The organism is Streptomyces coryli (genome assembly GCF_011044975.1).
GTDB lineage: Bacteria > Actinomycetota > Actinomycetes > Streptomycetales > Streptomycetaceae > Streptomyces > Streptomyces coryli.
The window spans coordinates 32261-47495 of the sequence record NZ_JAAKZV010000009.1 but is presented as its reverse complement, the minus strand read 5'-3'; the positions used below and the strand labels follow the sequence as shown (position 1 = coordinate 47495).

At 72.8% G+C, this 15235-nt stretch carries 13 protein-coding genes; 4 read left to right on the top strand and 9 right to left on the bottom strand.

Annotation, left to right across the window (positions count from 1 at the left end; all coding sequences use genetic code 11):
• The first annotated feature begins 18 nt into the window (after window positions 1-18).
• Window positions 19-1194, top strand: coding sequence for a glycoside hydrolase family 16 protein (locus tag G5C51_RS04230; RefSeq protein ID WP_165231823.1), 1176 nt, complete (start codon window positions 19-21; stop codon window positions 1192-1194).
• A gap of 69 nt (window positions 1195-1263) precedes the next feature.
• The gene (locus tag G5C51_RS04225; protein WP_165231820.1) at window positions 1264-2193 is read left to right on the top strand and encodes a YncE family protein; all 930 of its coding nucleotides are present in this window, start codon (window positions 1264-1266) and stop codon (window positions 2191-2193) included.
• A gap of 5 nt (window positions 2194-2198) precedes the next feature.
• Here the strand turns inward: G5C51_RS04225 and G5C51_RS04220 are convergent, their stop codons facing one another.
• The 6 genes from G5C51_RS04220 to G5C51_RS04195 all read right to left on the bottom strand — a co-directional run bounded on the left by G5C51_RS04220 (window position 2199) and on the right by G5C51_RS04195 (window position 7975).
• Window positions 2199-2930, bottom strand: coding sequence for an SDR family oxidoreductase (locus tag G5C51_RS04220; RefSeq protein ID WP_165231817.1), 732 nt, complete (start codon window positions 2928-2930; stop codon window positions 2199-2201).
• A 23-nt stretch (window positions 2931-2953) separates the two neighbouring features.
• Entirely contained in the window at window positions 2954-3892 is a 939-nt protein-coding gene (locus G5C51_RS04215) for a dihydrodipicolinate synthase family protein (RefSeq protein WP_165231814.1), read from the bottom strand.
• On the bottom strand, window positions 3889-5070 hold the full coding sequence (locus G5C51_RS04210) for a mandelate racemase/muconate lactonizing enzyme family protein (protein ID WP_165231811.1): 1182 nt from the start codon (window positions 5068-5070) through the stop codon (window positions 3889-3891). Before G5C51_RS04210 ends, G5C51_RS04215 begins: the two co-directional genes overlap by 4 nt.
• Before the next feature lie 89 nt (window positions 5071-5159).
• A complete protein-coding gene (locus G5C51_RS04205) occupies window positions 5160-6044 on the bottom strand; it encodes a LysR substrate-binding domain-containing protein (protein ID WP_165231808.1) in 885 nt (294 codons plus the stop codon).
• Window positions 6045-6082: 38 nt separating this feature from the next.
• The gene (locus G5C51_RS04200) at window positions 6083-7318 is read right to left on the bottom strand and encodes a phosphodiester glycosidase family protein (RefSeq protein ID WP_165231805.1); all 1236 of its coding nucleotides are present in this window, start codon (window positions 7316-7318) and stop codon (window positions 6083-6085) included.
• A gap of 66 nt (window positions 7319-7384) precedes the next feature.
• The gene (locus tag G5C51_RS04195) at window positions 7385-7975 is read right to left on the bottom strand and encodes an N-acetylmuramoyl-L-alanine amidase (RefSeq protein WP_165231802.1); all 591 of its coding nucleotides are present in this window, start codon (window positions 7973-7975) and stop codon (window positions 7385-7387) included.
• Between the two features lie 176 nt (window positions 7976-8151).
• On the opposite strand from G5C51_RS04195, the gene G5C51_RS04190 reads away from it, so the two are divergent.
• Both G5C51_RS04190 and G5C51_RS04185 read left to right on the top strand, forming a co-directional pair.
• Window positions 8152-9087 carry a LysR family transcriptional regulator gene (locus G5C51_RS04190; protein WP_206313404.1) on the top strand — a complete coding sequence of 312 codons (936 nt, stop codon included), beginning with the start codon at window positions 8152-8154 and terminating at the stop codon, window positions 9085-9087.
• Window positions 9088-9186: 99 nt separating this feature from the next.
• Window positions 9187-10512, top strand: coding sequence for a carbohydrate-binding protein (locus tag G5C51_RS04185; protein ID WP_165231799.1), 1326 nt, complete (start codon window positions 9187-9189; stop codon window positions 10510-10512).
• Between the two features lie 60 nt (window positions 10513-10572).
• On the opposite strand, the gene G5C51_RS04180 is transcribed toward G5C51_RS04185, so the two are convergent.
• The 3 genes from G5C51_RS04180 to G5C51_RS04170 form a co-directional block, all read right to left on the bottom strand.
• Window positions 10573-12792, bottom strand: a complete 2220-nt coding sequence (locus G5C51_RS04180) for an NADP-dependent isocitrate dehydrogenase (protein WP_165231796.1) — start codon at window positions 12790-12792, stop codon at window positions 10573-10575.
• A 128-nt stretch (window positions 12793-12920) separates the two neighbouring features.
• Complete coding sequence (locus G5C51_RS04175) at window positions 12921-13610, bottom strand: response regulator (protein ID WP_165231793.1); 690 nt, start codon at window positions 13608-13610, stop codon at window positions 12921-12923.
• Window positions 13607-15235 (bottom strand): sensor histidine kinase, encoded by a 1629-nt coding sequence (locus G5C51_RS04170; protein ID WP_165231790.1) that lies wholly within the window; start codon window positions 15233-15235, stop codon window positions 13607-13609. Before G5C51_RS04170 ends, G5C51_RS04175 begins: the two co-directional genes overlap by 4 nt.

Genomic DNA, 15235 nt, shown 5'->3' with positions numbered 1-15235 from the left:
CGACCAGGAGGACCTCCTATGCCCCGAGCCACCCGCCTGACCCTCGCCGCCGCGGCCGCGGCCGGCCTGCTCGCCCTCGCCCCGGCCACCACCGCCGGCGCGGCGGCTACCGCCCCGCCCGGCACCGGCTGGACGCTCGCGTTCAACGACGAGTTCAACGACACGACGGTCGACACCGCGAAGTGGAACTTCCGCACCGACGTGAAGGCCTACAGCGCCCAGCGCGCCCAGAACGTCACCGAATCCGGCGGCGCGCTCAGCCTCAATCTGAAGAAGGAGGCCTACGGGGGCAAGGACTTCACGGGCGGCGGCGTCATCTCCAAGAAGAAGCTCCGGTACGGCTATTACGAGACCCGCGCCAAGATCAACGACGGGGCGGGCTGGCACACCTCGTTCTGGCTGATGGCGGGCGACGGCAGCACCACCTACCCGGCGGACCGCCGCACCGAGGTGGACGGCTTCGAGACGGACTCCATCAACCCGACCAAGACTTCCCACAATGTGCATGGCTGGCGCGGCCCTACCACCGACGGCGCGGTGCACTACGGCTCCGGCCACTACGACACCGGCCTGGACCTGCGCGACTGGCACACGTACGGCTTCGACTGGTCCGAGACGAGCGTGAAGTTCTACATCGACGGCGCGCTGAAGTACACGGCCCCGTACACCCCGGACAAGGGCATGCACGACTTCACCAGCGTCTGGCTGACCAGCATCGCCTACGGCACCGTGCCCGACGCGAGCAAGCTCCCCTCGGCGGCGCAGTTCGACTACGTCCGCTACTGGCAGCGCGACTACTACGTCGACAACGACGGGCCCGGCGCCTACGGCTACGCCACCTCCGGTACGTGGCAGCGCAGTTCGCTGACCGGATGGACCAAGGACTCCCCGGTGGACTACGCCTGCGCGGCCGGCGCCAAGGCCACCTGGAAGCCGAACCTGCGCGCCGCGGGCAGCTACGAGGCGTACATCCGGAAGACCGCCTCATCGACCGGCGGCGACCCGGCCGCCAAGGTGACCCTCGACAACGGCGGCAGCGTCACCACCCGCACCCTCGACGAGCGCTCCGGCAGCAGCGGCTGGGTCTCCCTCGGCACCCAGACGTACGCGGCGGGCACCGGCTCCTCGGTGTCCCTGACCGCGTCCGGTACGGGCTGCGCGCACGCGGACGCGATCAAGTTCGTACGGCGCTGACCCGCTCCGCGGGGGCATGGCATACATTAGGCGAGCCTTACCTAACCTTTGCCAAGTGATGGGACTCCCATGCCCCCGCTCGCACCGGGCCTCTTCCAGTCCGCGTACTCGGCGCGGAACCACGCCCTGTGGGTCACCGCGTCCGCCGGCCGCCCCCCGGTCATCACCGACTCCCGGCTGCTGCGCGTCGACCCGAAGACGCTGCTGATCGAGGCGGCGTACCCGCTGCCGGTCACCGACACGGCCACCGGGGCGGTACGGGCCGTGTTCGGCGTCGCGGTGGACGACGAGCAGGACACGGTCTGGACCACGAACACCCTGGACGATTCGGTCTCCGTGTACCGCCAGCAGACGGGCGAGCACCTGGCCACGCTCCCGGGAGTGGAGCACTCCCGGGAGATCGTGGTCGACGCGGAGCGCGGCACGGCCTGGGCGAGCGCGTTCGGCAGCGGCACGCTGGTGGCCTTCGACGCCCGGACCTTCGAGGAGAAGCAGCGGGTCACGGTCGAGGGCGCGGGGCCCACGGGCCTGGATGTGAATGAGCGGACCGGCAAGCTCTACGCCGCCGACTTCAAGGGCAGCCGCATCATCGAGGTCACCCCGGGCTCAGCCACCGCCCGGTTGCTCCCCGCCGGCGACGGCCCGCTCTCCGTCGCCGTCTCCGCGGACGGCCACACCGCCTTCACCGCCGACCAGACCGGCGGCACCCTCACGGTCGTCGACCTGCGCACGGGCGAGATCACGAAGTCCGTACCCACCGGCGAGGGCGCCAAGTCCGCGGCCGTGGACCGGCGTACGGGCCAGGTCCTGGTCGTCAACCGGCTCGCGGGCACAGTGACCGCAGTGGACCCGCACGAGGGCACCGTCGTGCGGACGGTGCCCACCGGCGCACTCCCCAACCACGTCGAGATCGCCGACGGCACGGCCTACGTGGTCGACAAGTCCGGCGCGGGCCCGGCGGGCGAGGACCTGATCACCCTGATCGACCTGGACGACTGAACGCGCTACCCCAGAAACCGCTCCCGCAGATCCGGGCGCAGCCATGCGGCCGGTGAGGAGATGCTCAGGCCGCCGTCCACGGGGAGTACCGCGCCGGTGATGAAGGACGCCGCCGGTGAGGCGAGGAAGTGGACGGCGGCGGCTACCTCTTCGGGGGTGCCGGTGCGGCGCAGCGGGTAGCCCTCGGCGATGTTCTCCAGCGCCGGGGCCCCGATCATGCCGGGCGCCACGGCGTTGGCGCGGATGCCGCGCGGGCCGTAGTCGAGGGCGAGTTGGCGGATCAGGCCCTCGACGCCGGCCTTCGCGGCGGCGTAGCCGGGCAGGCCGGGGGCGGCGAGGAAGGCGTTGACCGAGGAGACGGCGACGATGGCGCTGCCCTCGCCGAGATGCGGGAGGGCAGCGCGGGTGACGTAAAAGGCCGTGTCGAGAGTGGCCGACTGCGCCAGCCGCCACTGCTCGTCCGTGGTCTCCTCAGCCCGTGCGACGGGCATCGCGGCGGCGGCCAGCACGAGCACGTCCAGCCGGCCGAGCGCGCCCACCGCGTCGTCGACGCACTGGCGGGCCGCTTCAGGGTCGCTCACGTCCGCCTTGAAGTACCCCGCATACGCCGAATGGTCGCTCCCCCCGAGCCCGCACCCGGCCACCCGCTCGCCGTCCCCGGCGAAGGCCGCGGCGATCGCCTCGCCGACAGCCGACTCACCGCCGACGACGAGGACCCCACGGGCCTGGGGACTCACTCCTCCGCCACCGACCGGCCCGCTCACCGCGGCTCCCCCTCCGCCCGTGCCGACGGCACGCTCAGGCCGGCCGCCGGCAGCGCCAACCGCTCCAGGACCCCGTCCAATTGCCCGCGCACCGCCTCCGGCAGCTCCCGCGCCGGCATCCGTACCGCCGCATCCTCGATGATGCCGCGCCGGACCAGCACCTCCTTGTGCACGGCCCACGCCAGCCCGGGCTGCATGCCGAAGCGGATCAGCGGCAGCAGCCGCTCGTACGTCGCGTGTGCCGCCGCCGTCCGGCCCGCCGTCCAGTCGTCGAGCACGCCCCGCAGGACGTCCGTGAACTCGCAGGCCGGCATCGTGCCCACCGCCCCCGCCGCCAGCTCCTCCAGCAGGAAGAAGGCGTTCTGGCCGCCCAGTACCTCGAAGCCCTCCGGCGCGGCGGCCACGACCGCGTCGATCTTCGGGGCGGTGGGAGCGGCCTCCACCTTCACCGAGTCCACCCCGGCCAGCTTCCCGAATTCGGTGATCAGCGATACGGGCATGGGCACGCCGGTGACGCCCGCGGCGTCCTGCACCATGACGTGGACACCCGCCCGCTCCCCGATCGCGCCGTAGAAGTCGACGAGCTGCTGGGCGTTCGGCTTGGCGAGATACGGGGGCAGCACCATGAGCGCGTCCGCGCCGCCCGCGACCGCCTGTTCGGTCTGCTCCAGCGCGGTGGCGAGGCTGGTCGGGCTCACCCCGGCGACGACCGGGACCGCACCGGCCGTCACGGCCGTGACGTCCGCGAGCACCGCCGCCCGGTCCGCCGCCGTCAGCGCGAACCCCTCACTCGCCATCCCGAACACCGCGACCCCGTCGGCCCCGGCGCCGAGCTGCCACTCGGTGAGCCGGCGCAGCGAGCCGCGGTCCAGACTTCCGTCCGCGGCGAAGGGGGTGGCTAGGACCGGGACGAGTCCGCGTACGGGCCGGCTCATGCGGCGATCTCCTCTGCGTGCTTGGCGATGAATTCGGTGTCGACGTCGATGCCGAGCCCCGGCCCCGCGGGCAGCGGGATGCCGTCCCCGGGGCCGCCCGCGAGCGGCGTGCGCAGGATGCGGCTCGCCACGTTCCAGGTGGTGGGCTGGTATTCGAAGTACGGCATGTCGGCCACCGCCGCCGCCAGATGCAGCCCGGCGGCGGTGACGATGCCGAGGCCGACGGAGTGGTGCGGGGCGACGGGCAGGTGGTGGACGGCGGCCAGTTCGGCGATGGCGAGGGCCTCGGTGATGCCCGTACGGCCGACGTCGGGCTGGGCGAGGGAGAGGGCGCGGCGGCCGATCCAGCCCGCGAACTCGTAGCGGTTGCGCAGCGCCTCGCCCACCGCGACCGGCAGGTCCAGGCGGCGCTGCAGCTCGCGGTGGCCCTCGATGTCCTCGGGGACGAGGGGCGCCTCCAGGAAGAGCACCCGCCCGCGCCGCTGCAGTTCGCGGCCGAGGCGGGCGGCGTCGGGCAGCCCGTACGCCCAGTGCGCGTCGACGGCGACGCGCAGCCGCGGGTCGGCGCCGAGCACGGCGTCGACGGTGGCCAGGTCGGCGTCGACGCCGCGGCCGAGGTGCAGCTTGATGCGGTACGCGCCCTGCTCCGCCCACCCGCGGGCGAGTTCGGCGCGTTCGGCGTCGGTGTCGCGGGGCAGCCCGGAGACGTATGCCGGGAGCGTGGTGCGGAAGGCGCCGCCGAGCAGCTCGGCGACCGGCAGCCCGGCCTGCCGTCCGGCGAGGTCCCACAGCGCGATGTCGACGGCGGCGAGGGCGTCCGCCTGGTGCCCGGTGAGGTGCCCGCGCTCGCGCATCAGGTCGCGGAGCCGGTGCCAGGCCGGGCGCACGGCGCCGGTCGGTATCCCGAGCAGTACGGGCTTCAGCAGCGCCGCGACGGCGTGCCCCGGCACCTCGGGGCCGACGGGTGCGAGCGCCTCGCCCCACCCCACGGTGCCGTCGTCGGCGGTCAGGCGGACCAGCAGCGTCTCGTAGCGGGCCGAGTACAGGCTGCGCCAGGGCTCGCGCACCACGTATCCGCGGTCGTCGGTGAGTTCGCTCCCGTCGTCGAGCCGCCCGAGGTAGGTCTCCTCGTGCGGCAACTTCAGGGCATAAACCCGGACATCAGTGATACGGGGCATCGCACCATCCTGGGATCAGCGATCAACTGTGCCTATCTGACGGCAGATTCCCACATGGTGCAAGTGTCATGCAAGAAGTGCATCCGACTTCACAGCTCGAGCGGACCCAGCTCCGATACGGTCCTGGCGAGGTCCCGGATGGGGTCGATCACGCCGTTCGTGCGCCACACCAGGGCCCAGCGGGCGGGCGGGGCGTCGTGGACGGGGAGGAAGACGACGTCGGGCCGGGCGTAATAGCGCACCCCGTGCGCATGGCCGGCGGACACGACTTCGCCGCTGTTCACGTAGGTGAGCAGCTCCGTGCTGTTGGTGACCTCGGGCCCCTTGGCGATGGGCCGGCCGCTGGGCGTATGGGTCGGGATGAGGGAGTGGCGCCAGTAGTCGGGCGTGACGCCGCTCAGGACGACCTCGTCGGCCCAGTCCTCGTAGGAGACGGATGCGCGGGCGGCCAGCCGGTGGCCGACGGAGACGATCAGCATGATCGGCTCCGTGTAGACGAGCGGGCCGACGGTGAGGTCGGGTTCCTGGACCGGGAGCCAGGCGAGCAGCACGTCGATGGTGCCGTCCCGCAGCTTGTCGAAGGGGTTGCCGTAGCCGACATTGCGGATCTGCAGCCGGCAGCCCGGCCGCCGCTCGGCGAAGGCGTCGCGGAAGGGGCGCAGGTCCTCGCCGTTGGTGGAGATCATCCCCAGCCGCAGCACCTCCGTTTCCTCGGCGGCCGACCGCCGCGCCCGCTCCAGGCCCTCGAGCAGGCCGCGGTGGACGGGGCGGAGGTCGTCGTAGAGCTGCTTGCCGATCGGGGTGAGGGCGACGTGGTGGCTGCTGCGGTCGAAGAGCGCGGCGCCGATGCGGCGCTCCTGCTTCTTGATCGCCTGGCTGACGCGGGCGGCGGTCACGTGGAGCCGCTGTGCGGTGCGGCCGAAGTGCAGCTCTTCGGCCAGGGTCAGGAAGATCTCCAGCTCACGTATTTCCACGGTTCCCCCGGTAGCGCGTTTACGCAGAGGTAAGGAACCTAACCGGCCTGACCGGAACTGAACACCCCGATCCCGTTCGGCACCGGCCGCTCGAAGGACCCCGGCGGCCGGTTCTTCACCGTGACCGACGCGGCGCCCGGGTCCCGTACCGCCAGGGTCGACGAACCGCCGCCGTCCAGATTCACCGCGTCGGTCGCGCCCAACTCGCCCATCAGGTCGGCCAGTTCGGCGATGGTCAGGCCGGCGCTGGTCTCCGCGTTGCCGTCCAGGGCGAGGAGATACAGCCGGTGGCCGGAGTCGCCGATGCCCGCCGAGGTGCGGGCGGCCGCGGCCACCGTGTCCAGCCCCGGTAGCGGCGCGCCGCCGCGGCGGATCGGATAGCCGCCGACGGCGAAGGCGTACGGGACCCGGCTGACCGCCTCCAGGTGGTGCGAGACGGCCACCGGCTCGCCGAGGCTCAGCTTGCGCAGCTGCTGCGCGCCCGCCTCGCGGCCGACCAGCACGGTGGTGTCCGCGGCTATGGGACCGCGACCGGGAGTGTCCGCCGTCGCCACCACCCGGCCGCGGCGGACCGTGACCTCGTGGGTGTCCGTGCTGCACGGGTCGCCGCGCCGGGCGTCGCTGCCGCAGGTGGCCCGTACCCGCGAGGTGCTTCCCCACTTCGCGGTGAAGGCGCCGATGCCGCCCTCGGCGAGGGCGTACTGGTTCAGCCCTGCCAGCGGCAGCGTGCCGTCGGGGGTGAGCGCGGCGCCGCGGAGCTTCAGCCGGTCGAGCCGGGCCGTGCGGTCCACGCCGACGCCGATCACGTCCTCGGTGGTGTCGCCGGGCGGCAGGGCGGGGCCGAAGCGCTGGGAGTTGGGGACGGCCGCCTTCAGGTGCCGGGCGGCCGCGATCGCCGGGCCCACCGGGGCGCCGGTGGCCTCGACGCCGGGGTGCTGGGACTCGTCGATGTTGAAGAAGTCGCCGTTGACCGCCGCCACCGCGCCGCGGGCGTTCGCCATGCCGGAGACCGGGGAGCGGGCGCCGACCGCGCCTGGGTAGAGGAGGTCCGTACGGACATGGGAATCGGCGAGGTCGACCGTGACCAGGTGGCCGGTGACGCTGCCGTGCGAGGCGGGGAAGGTGAAGGAGCGGTAGTCGACGCCGGGTGCGACCGGCGCTGCTGCCGACAGCCGTACGTCGCGGTCGGCGCCGTGCGCGGGCGCGGCGGTGCCGGCGAGCGCGAGTGCGGCGGCGAACGCCGCAACGGAGTTGAGCGCGGTGCGCTTTCTCAAGGTCCCCCCGGGAGTTGTTGAGCGGGCGCGGCCGGTGGGGTCCACCGGCCGCGCCCTGCGGCTCGATCAGCCGGCTTCCTGGACGTACTTCATGTATGTCCCCCAGTCCCAGTTGGGACCCGGGTCGGTGTGGTCGGAGCCGGGCACTTCCACATGCCCGATGATGTGGTCGCGGTCCCTCGGGATGCTGTACTTGGTGCAGATCGCGGCGGTGAGCAGGGCGGACTGCCGGTACATCACGTCCGTGAACCAGGCCGGGTCGTCGACCCAGCCCTCGTGCTCGATGCCGATGCTGGTGTTGTTGTAGTCCCGGTTGCCGGCGTGCCAGCCGACGTCCTTCTCCTCGAGCATCTTCGCGATGTAGCCGTCCGCCGAGGCGATCAGATAGTGGGTCGAGACCTGCCTGGCCGGGTCCTGGAAGATGTCGACGGCGTCCTGGAAGTACTCCTGGGTGACGTGGATGACGATCTTGTCGATCGGGTAGTCGTTGGGCCGGTCCGCGACCCGGAAGTTCTCGGGGGCGGCCGGTATCCAGTGCGTGGGGGGATACTCCGCGGCGTGTGCGCTCCGGGCGGTCAGCGGGCCGAGGGCGGCCGCGGCGGCCGTGACCGCGGCGCCCTGGAGCAGGCGGCGGCGGGTCGGTCTCGCGAGGTCCATGTGGGGGCTCCCGTTGCAGGCGGTGGGGCGCTTGCGCGTACATGACAGATCCGTGGTGCGAGTCCATGATGAGCGCCGGTGCAATCCCTGCCAAGAGGGATCGGAACATGCCAATGGGCGTACCAAAGACGGCAGTTGACTTGCCGCTGAACACCGCCGCCCGCAAGCTCATTGGTATGGACCTGGAGTTGCGGCATCTCAAGGCGATCCGGGCGATCCACGAGGCGGGCAGCCTCACCAAGGCGGCCACCGCGCTCGGCCTGGCCCAGCCCGCGCTCAGCGCCCAGCTCAAGCGCATCGAACGCACCCTGGGCGGACCGCTCTTCGAGCGCGGCCGGCAGGGCGTACGGGCCACCGCGCTCGGCGAGCTGGTGCTGCAGCGGGCCCGGGTCGTGCTGCCCGCGGTGCACGGACTGCAGCAGGAGGCCGCGCAGTTCGCCCGGTGCGCGGGCGACGGCTGGAGCGCACTGCGGATCGGCGGCGGCTACGGCGAGCCGCTCGGCGGCCTGGTCGACCGGCTCGCGGCGCTGCACCCCGGCGCCCGTATCAGCACGCACACCTCCTGGTCGGAGGAGGAGCTCGCCGCCTCGGTCGCCGAGGGCCGGCTGGACTTCGCGCTGATCGGCACCTGCGGCTCCGCGACGCCACCGGCCGCGGACCGGCTGAACTGGCAGCCGGTGGCGGCGGATCCGGTGCGGCTGCTGGTGGCGGCCGGCGGCCCGCTGGACCGGCCGGGACCGGTCGGCCTGGCGGAGCTGGACGGCTGGGCATGGACCGCGGTGCCCGGCGACGGCTGCCTGGCGGACTGCTTCGCCGCCGCCTGCGCCCGCGCCGGGTGCGTATCCGGGCCGCTTTACGAGACGGACGCCGCGTCGTGTGTGCACCTGGCCCGGGTGGGCCGGGCGGTGGCGCTGTGCCGGGCCACCTTCCCCGGCGCGGCGGGAGTCGCCGTACGGGACCTGGCCGGCACCCCGCTGACCTGGCGGCACCTGCTCGGCCACCGGCCGGCCGGCGCGACGGCGGGCATCGCGCCCGTAGTGCTGGAGCAGGCGCGGGCGGCGTACACGGAGGCGCTCGACGCGGTCCGTCCAGGGACGCCGGCGCTGTCATAACGCCGTGCAGAGGGAAAGCTGACATCTCCCTGCGGCCGAGGTTCGGAGCCTACGGTTCCGGTGCTCCACCCACCGGAACGAGACCCGGGAGACCCCCTGATGCTCCGACTCCTCCGACGCCGCAGAACGCTGACCGCCACCTTGGCAGCCGCGGCCGCTCTCACCCTGGCCGGACTGCCGCAATCGGCCTCCGCCGCCCCCGACACCGCCGCCGTGAGCACCACTTCACCCGAAGTCCTCCGCGCCATGCAGCGCGACCTGAACCTCAGCGCGGACCAGGCCGAGGACCGCCTGGCCAACGAGGCCCGCGCCGGCGCCACCGCCGGACGCCTCCAACTCGCCCTCGGCAAGGACTTCGCCGGCGCCTGGGTGAGCGGCACCGACGCCCGCCTCACCGTCGCCACCACCGACCGCGCAGACGTCGCGGCCATCGAGGCGCGCGGCGCCCACGCGCAGGTCGTGGACCACAGCCTGCGCGCCCTGGAGGCCACCCAGACGAAGCTGAACCGGGCCGCCGCCAGGGCCCGTACGGCCGACTCCCCCGTCTGGTACGTCGACACCCGCGCCAACGCCGTCACCGTGCGGGCCCTGCGCGCCTCCGCGGCACAGGAGTTCATACGGGCGGCGGGCGCCGACCCCGCCGCGATCCGCGTCGTCCGCACCGAGCAGCGTCCGCGCGCGCTGTACGACATCCGCGGCGGCGACGCGTACTACATGAACAACACCGGCCGCTGCTCGGTCGGCTTCGCGATCACCCGCGGCACCACCAACGGCTTCGCCACCGCCGGGCATTGCGGCCGGCCCGGCACCACGACCACCGGCTACAACCGGGTCGCCCAGGGCAGCTTCCAGGCCTCCGTCTTCCCCGGCCAGGACATGGCCTGGGTGGCCACCAACACCAACTGGCGCTCCACGCCGACGGTGAACGGCTCCGCCCAGCAGGTGGCCGGCTCCACCCAGGCGCCGGTCGGCTCCTCGGTCTGCCGTTCAGGATCGACCACCGGCTGGCACTGCGGCACCATCCAGCAGCACAACACGTCGGTGACCTACCCGGAGGGCACCATCAACGGCGTCACCCGGACCACCGTCTGCGCCGAGCCGGGCGACTCCGGCGGCTCGTACATCTCGGGCAGCCAGGCGCAGGGCGTCACGTCCGGCGGCTCCGGCAACTGCTCCTCCGGGGGCACCACCTTCTACCAGCCGATCAACCCGATCCTTTCCGCGTACGGGCTGACGCTGACCACCAGCGGCTCGGGCCCCGGCGACCCGGGTCCCGGCGAGCCCGGCACCTGGTCCGCGGGCACGGTCTACAAGGTCGGCGACACGGTTACCCACGGCGGCGCCTCGTACCGCTGCCTGCAGGGCCACCAGGCGCAGCCCGGCTGGGAGCCGCCGAACACCCCGGCACTCTGGCAGCGGGTCTGACCGCACACACCACCGCCCCGGCCGCGCTGCGGCCGGGGCGGTGACTTCTTACGTGCGGTCTCAGCCGAGCGTCGCCAGCGCGGCGTTCAGCGTCTTCGACGGACGCATGACCGCCGTCGCCTTGGCGTCGTCCGGCTGGTAGTAGCCGCCGATGTCGGCCGGCGAGCCCTGCACGCCGTTCAGCTCACCGACGATCGACGCCTCCTGGTCGGACAGCGTCTGCGCCAGCTCGGCGAACTCCCCGGCGAGCTGGGTGTCCTTCGTCTGCTTGGCCAGCTCCTGGGCCCAGTAGAGGGCCAGGTAGAAGTGGCTGCCGCGGTTGTCGATGCCGCCGACGCGGCGGGTCGGCGACTTGTTCTCGTTGAGGAAGGTCGCCGTGGCCGCGTCCAGGGTGTCCGCGAGGATCTGGGCGCGGGCGTTGTCGGTGGTCTGCGCGAGGTGCTCGAAGGAGACGGCCAGCGCGAGGAACTCGCCGAGCGAGTCCCAGCGCAGGTAGTTCTCCTTGACCAGCTGCTGCACGTGCTTCGGCGCGGAGCCGCCGGCGCCGGTCTCGAAGAGGCCGCCGCCGTTCATCAGCGGCACGACCGACAGCATCTTGGCGCTGGTGCCCAGCTCCAGGATCGGGAAGAGGTCGGTCAGGTAGTCGCGCAGCACGTTGCCGGTGACGGAGATGGTGTTCTCGCCGCGGCGGATGCGCTCGAGCGAGAAGCCGATGGCCTCGACCGGGTCCGCGACCTCGATCTGCAGGCCCTCGGTGTCGTGCTCGGCCAGGTAGGTCTCGACCTTCTTGATGAGCTGCGCGTCGTGGGCGCGGTTCTCGTCCAGCCAGAACACCGCCGGGTCGCCGGTGGCGCGGGCCCGGGTGACGGCCAGCTTGACCCAGTCGCGGATCGGGGCGTCCTTGGTCTGGCACATGCGGAAGATGTCGCCCTCGGCGACCTGCTGCTCCAGGACCACGGTGCCGGCGCCGTCGACGACCTTGATGGTGCCGGCGGCCGGCGCCTCGAAGGTCTTGTCGTGGCTGCCGTACTCCTCGGCCTTCTGCGCCATCAGGCCGACGTTCGGGACCGAGCCCATGGTGGCCGGGTCGTACGCGCCGTTGGCCCGGCAGTCGTCGATGACGACCTGGTAGATGCCGGCGTACGAGGAGTCGGGCAGCACGGCGAGGGTGTCGTGCTCGCCGCCGTCCGGGCCCCACATGTGGCCGGAGGTGCGGATCATCGCCGGCATGGAGGCGTCGACGATGACGTCGCTCGGGACGTGCAGGTTGGTGATGCCGCGGTCGGAGTCGACCATGGCCATCTCCGGGCCCTCGGCGATCTCGGCCTCGAAAGAGGCCTTGATGGCGGCGCCTTCGGGGAGGGACTCGATGCCCTTGAGGATGCTGCCGAGACCGTCGTTCGGGTTCAGGCCCGCGGCCTTCAGCGTCGCGCCGTACTCGGCGAAGGTCTTCGGGAAGAAGGCGCGGACGGCGTGGCCGAAGATGATCGGGTCGGAGACCTTCATCATGGTGGCCTTCAGGTGCAGCGAGAACAGCACGCCGTCCGCCTTGGCCTTCGCCACCTGCGCGGCGAGGAACTCGCGCAGCTGCGCGACCCGCATCACGGAGGCGTCGACGACCTCGCCGGCGAGGACCGGGACGGACTCGCGCAGCACGGTGGTGGAGCCGTCGTCGCCGACCAGCTCGATCTTCAGCGCGCCGTCGGCGTCGATCACGGCGGACTTCTCGGTGGAGCGGAAGTCGTTCTCGCCCATGGTGGCGACGTTGGTCTTCGACTCCGGGGTCCAGGCGCCCATGCGGTGCGGGTGGGCCTTGGCGTAGTTCTTCACGGAGGCGGGGGCGCGGCGGTCGGAGTTGCCCTCGCGCAGCACCGGGTTGACCGCGGAGCCCTTGACCTTGTCGTAGCGCTTGCCGATCTCGCGCTCCTCGTCGGTCTTCGGCTCGTCCGGGTAGTCCGGCAGCGCGTAACCGTGCTCGCGCAGCTCGGCGATCGCGGCCTTGAGCTGCGAGACCGAGGCCGAGATGTTCGGCAGCTTGATGATGTTCGCGCCCGGGGTCTTGGCCAGCTCGCCGAGCTCGGCGAGGGCGTCCGGGATGCGCTGGTCCTCCGAGAGGTACTCGGGGAACTGCGCGATGATCCGGCCCGCGAGGGAAATGTCGCGGGTCTCGACACCCACCCCGGCGGTCGAGGCGTATGCCTGGATGACCGGCAGGAACGACTTGGTCGCCAGCGCCGGCGCCTCGTCGGTGTGCGTGTAGATGATGGTCGAGTCTGTCACCGGGTGCTCCGCTCCGCGTCTGCCTTCTGCAACATTGCTCGACATCAAGATATCCCGACGGGGGTCGTTATCCGAAAGAGCCCCCGGGCTTATGGGCACTATGTCCCATCCGACCAGCGACAACGGGCTCACGCCCGTACGAATCCCGCCCAGCGGTAGCGCAGCTCCGGCCGGCCTACCTGGCCGTAGGTGGGCGTGCGGACGGCGCTGCCGGTGTCGGCCAGGTGCTCGAGGTAGCGGCGGGCGGTGATGCGGGAGGTGCCCGTCGCCTCGCCGGTGGCGGCCGCGGTGATGCCGTCGGTGCCGGCGGCGCGGAGGGCGTCGGTGACGGCCGCGAGGGTGGGTGCGGCGAGGCCCTTGGGGAGGGCGGCGGGCGCCGGTGCGCGGAGGGCCGCCATGGCGCGGTCGACCTCGTCCTGGCCGCCGGCCTCGCCGCCGGACGCGGCGGCGCGGAAGTCCGCGTAGCGGAGGAGACGGTCGCGGAGGGTGGGGAAGGCGAAGGGCTTGAGCACGTACTGGACGACGCCGAGGGAGACGCCTTCGCGGACGACCTGGAGGTCGCGGGCTGAGGTGACGGCGATGACGTCCGTGCGGTGGCCTGCGGCGCGCAGCTGGCGCAGCAGCGCCAGGCCGTGACCGTCGGGGAGGTAGAGGTCGAGCAGGATCAGGTCGACCGCCGTGTCGTCGAGGCGGCGCTTTGCTTCCGCGAGGGAGTGGGCGACGGCGGCCGCGGCGAAGCCGTCGACGCGGTCGACGTAGAGCTTGTGGGCGTCTGCGGCTACGGGGTCGTCTTCGACGACGAGGACGCGGATGGTCATCGCAGCGCACCTGCCTTGGCCGCCTGCAGCGGGAGCCGCACCGTGAACTCCGCGCCGCCCGCCTCCGCCCGGCCGATCCGTACCTCTCCCCCGTGCCTGCGCGCCACCTGGCGGACCAGGGCCAGGCCCAGGCCACGGCCGCCCTGGCCGGCCGGCTTGGTGGTCCAGCCGCGTTCGAAGATGTCGTCCGCGGCGGCGGCGTCGACGCCCGGGCCGTTGTCGGCGACGGCGACCGTCAGGACGCCGTCCGCCGCGCGCAGCGCCACCGTCACCCGGGGGACGCCGCCCGGGGGTGCCGACTCCGGGCGCGCCGCGTCCATCGCGTTGTCGATCAGGTTGCCCAGCACCGTCACCAGGTCACGCGCCGGCAGCGTGCGCGGCAGCACGTCGTCGTCGATGCGGCTGTCCGCGGTGAGGGACAGCTCCACGCCCTGCTCGTTCGCCTGGGCCGCCTTGCCCAGCAGCAGCGCCGCCAGCACCGGCTCCGCCACCGCCGCCGTGACCTGGTCGGTCAGGGCCTGAGCCAGTTCCAGCTCGGCGGTGGCGAATTCCACCGCCTCGTCCGCGCGGCCGAGCTCGATCAGCGACACCACCGTGTGCAGCCGGTTCGCCGACTCGTGCGCCTGCGCGCGCAGCGCGTCCGCGAAGCCGCGTACCGAATCCAGCTCGCCCGTGAGCGCCTGCAGCTCGGTGACGTCCCGCAGCGTGACCACCGTGCCGCGCCGCTCGCCGCCGTCGACAGGGGAGGTGTTGACGACGATCACCCGGTCCCGGGTGAGGTGCAGGTCGTCGGTGCGCGGGGCGTCGGAGGTCAGCGCCTCGGTGAGCGAGCCGGTCAGGCCGAGCCCTGCCACCGCCCGGCCGCGGGCCGGGCCGGAGACGCCCAGCAGCTCGTGCGCCGCGTCGTTCATCAGCACCACCCGGTGGTCGGCGTCGACCAGCAGCAGGCCCTCGCGCACCGCGTGCAGCGTGGCCTGGTGGTAGTCGTAGAGGCGGCTCAGCTCGCCGGCGTTCATGCCGTGGGTGTGCCGCCGCAGCCGGGCGTTGACCAGATACGTGCCGACGCCGCCCAGCGCCAGCGCGCCGAGCGCCACCCACAGCACCCGCAGCACGTTCGACCGCACCTCGGCGCTGATCTTGCTGACCGTGATCCCGGCGCTGACCAGCCCGACCAGCCGCCCGTCGGCGGCCCGTACCGGCGTCACGGCCCGGACCGAGGGGCCGAGGGTGCCCGTATACGTCTCGGAGAAGGTCTCGCCGCGCAGTGCCCGGGCCGTATGCCCGCGGAAGTCCTTGCCGATCATGTCGGGGTCGGGGTGGGTGAAGCGGGTGCCGTCCGGGGCCATGATCGTGACGAAGGTCACCCGGGTGCCCCGCATCGCGTCGTCCGCGTACGGCTGCAGTACCGCCGTCGGATCGTCGGCGTCCGTGATCGCCCGGGCGACGCCGGGGGCCGCGGCCACCGCGCGGGCGGTGTTCTCCGCCTGCCGGGCCGCGGCGCGCTCGGCGTCGCCGCTCGCCATGAAGTAGGTGAAAACGGCCGATCCCGCGACCACGAGCGCCACCAGCACGACCTGCATCGCGAAGAGCTGGCCGGCGAGGCTGCGGGGACGGGGGGCACGCAT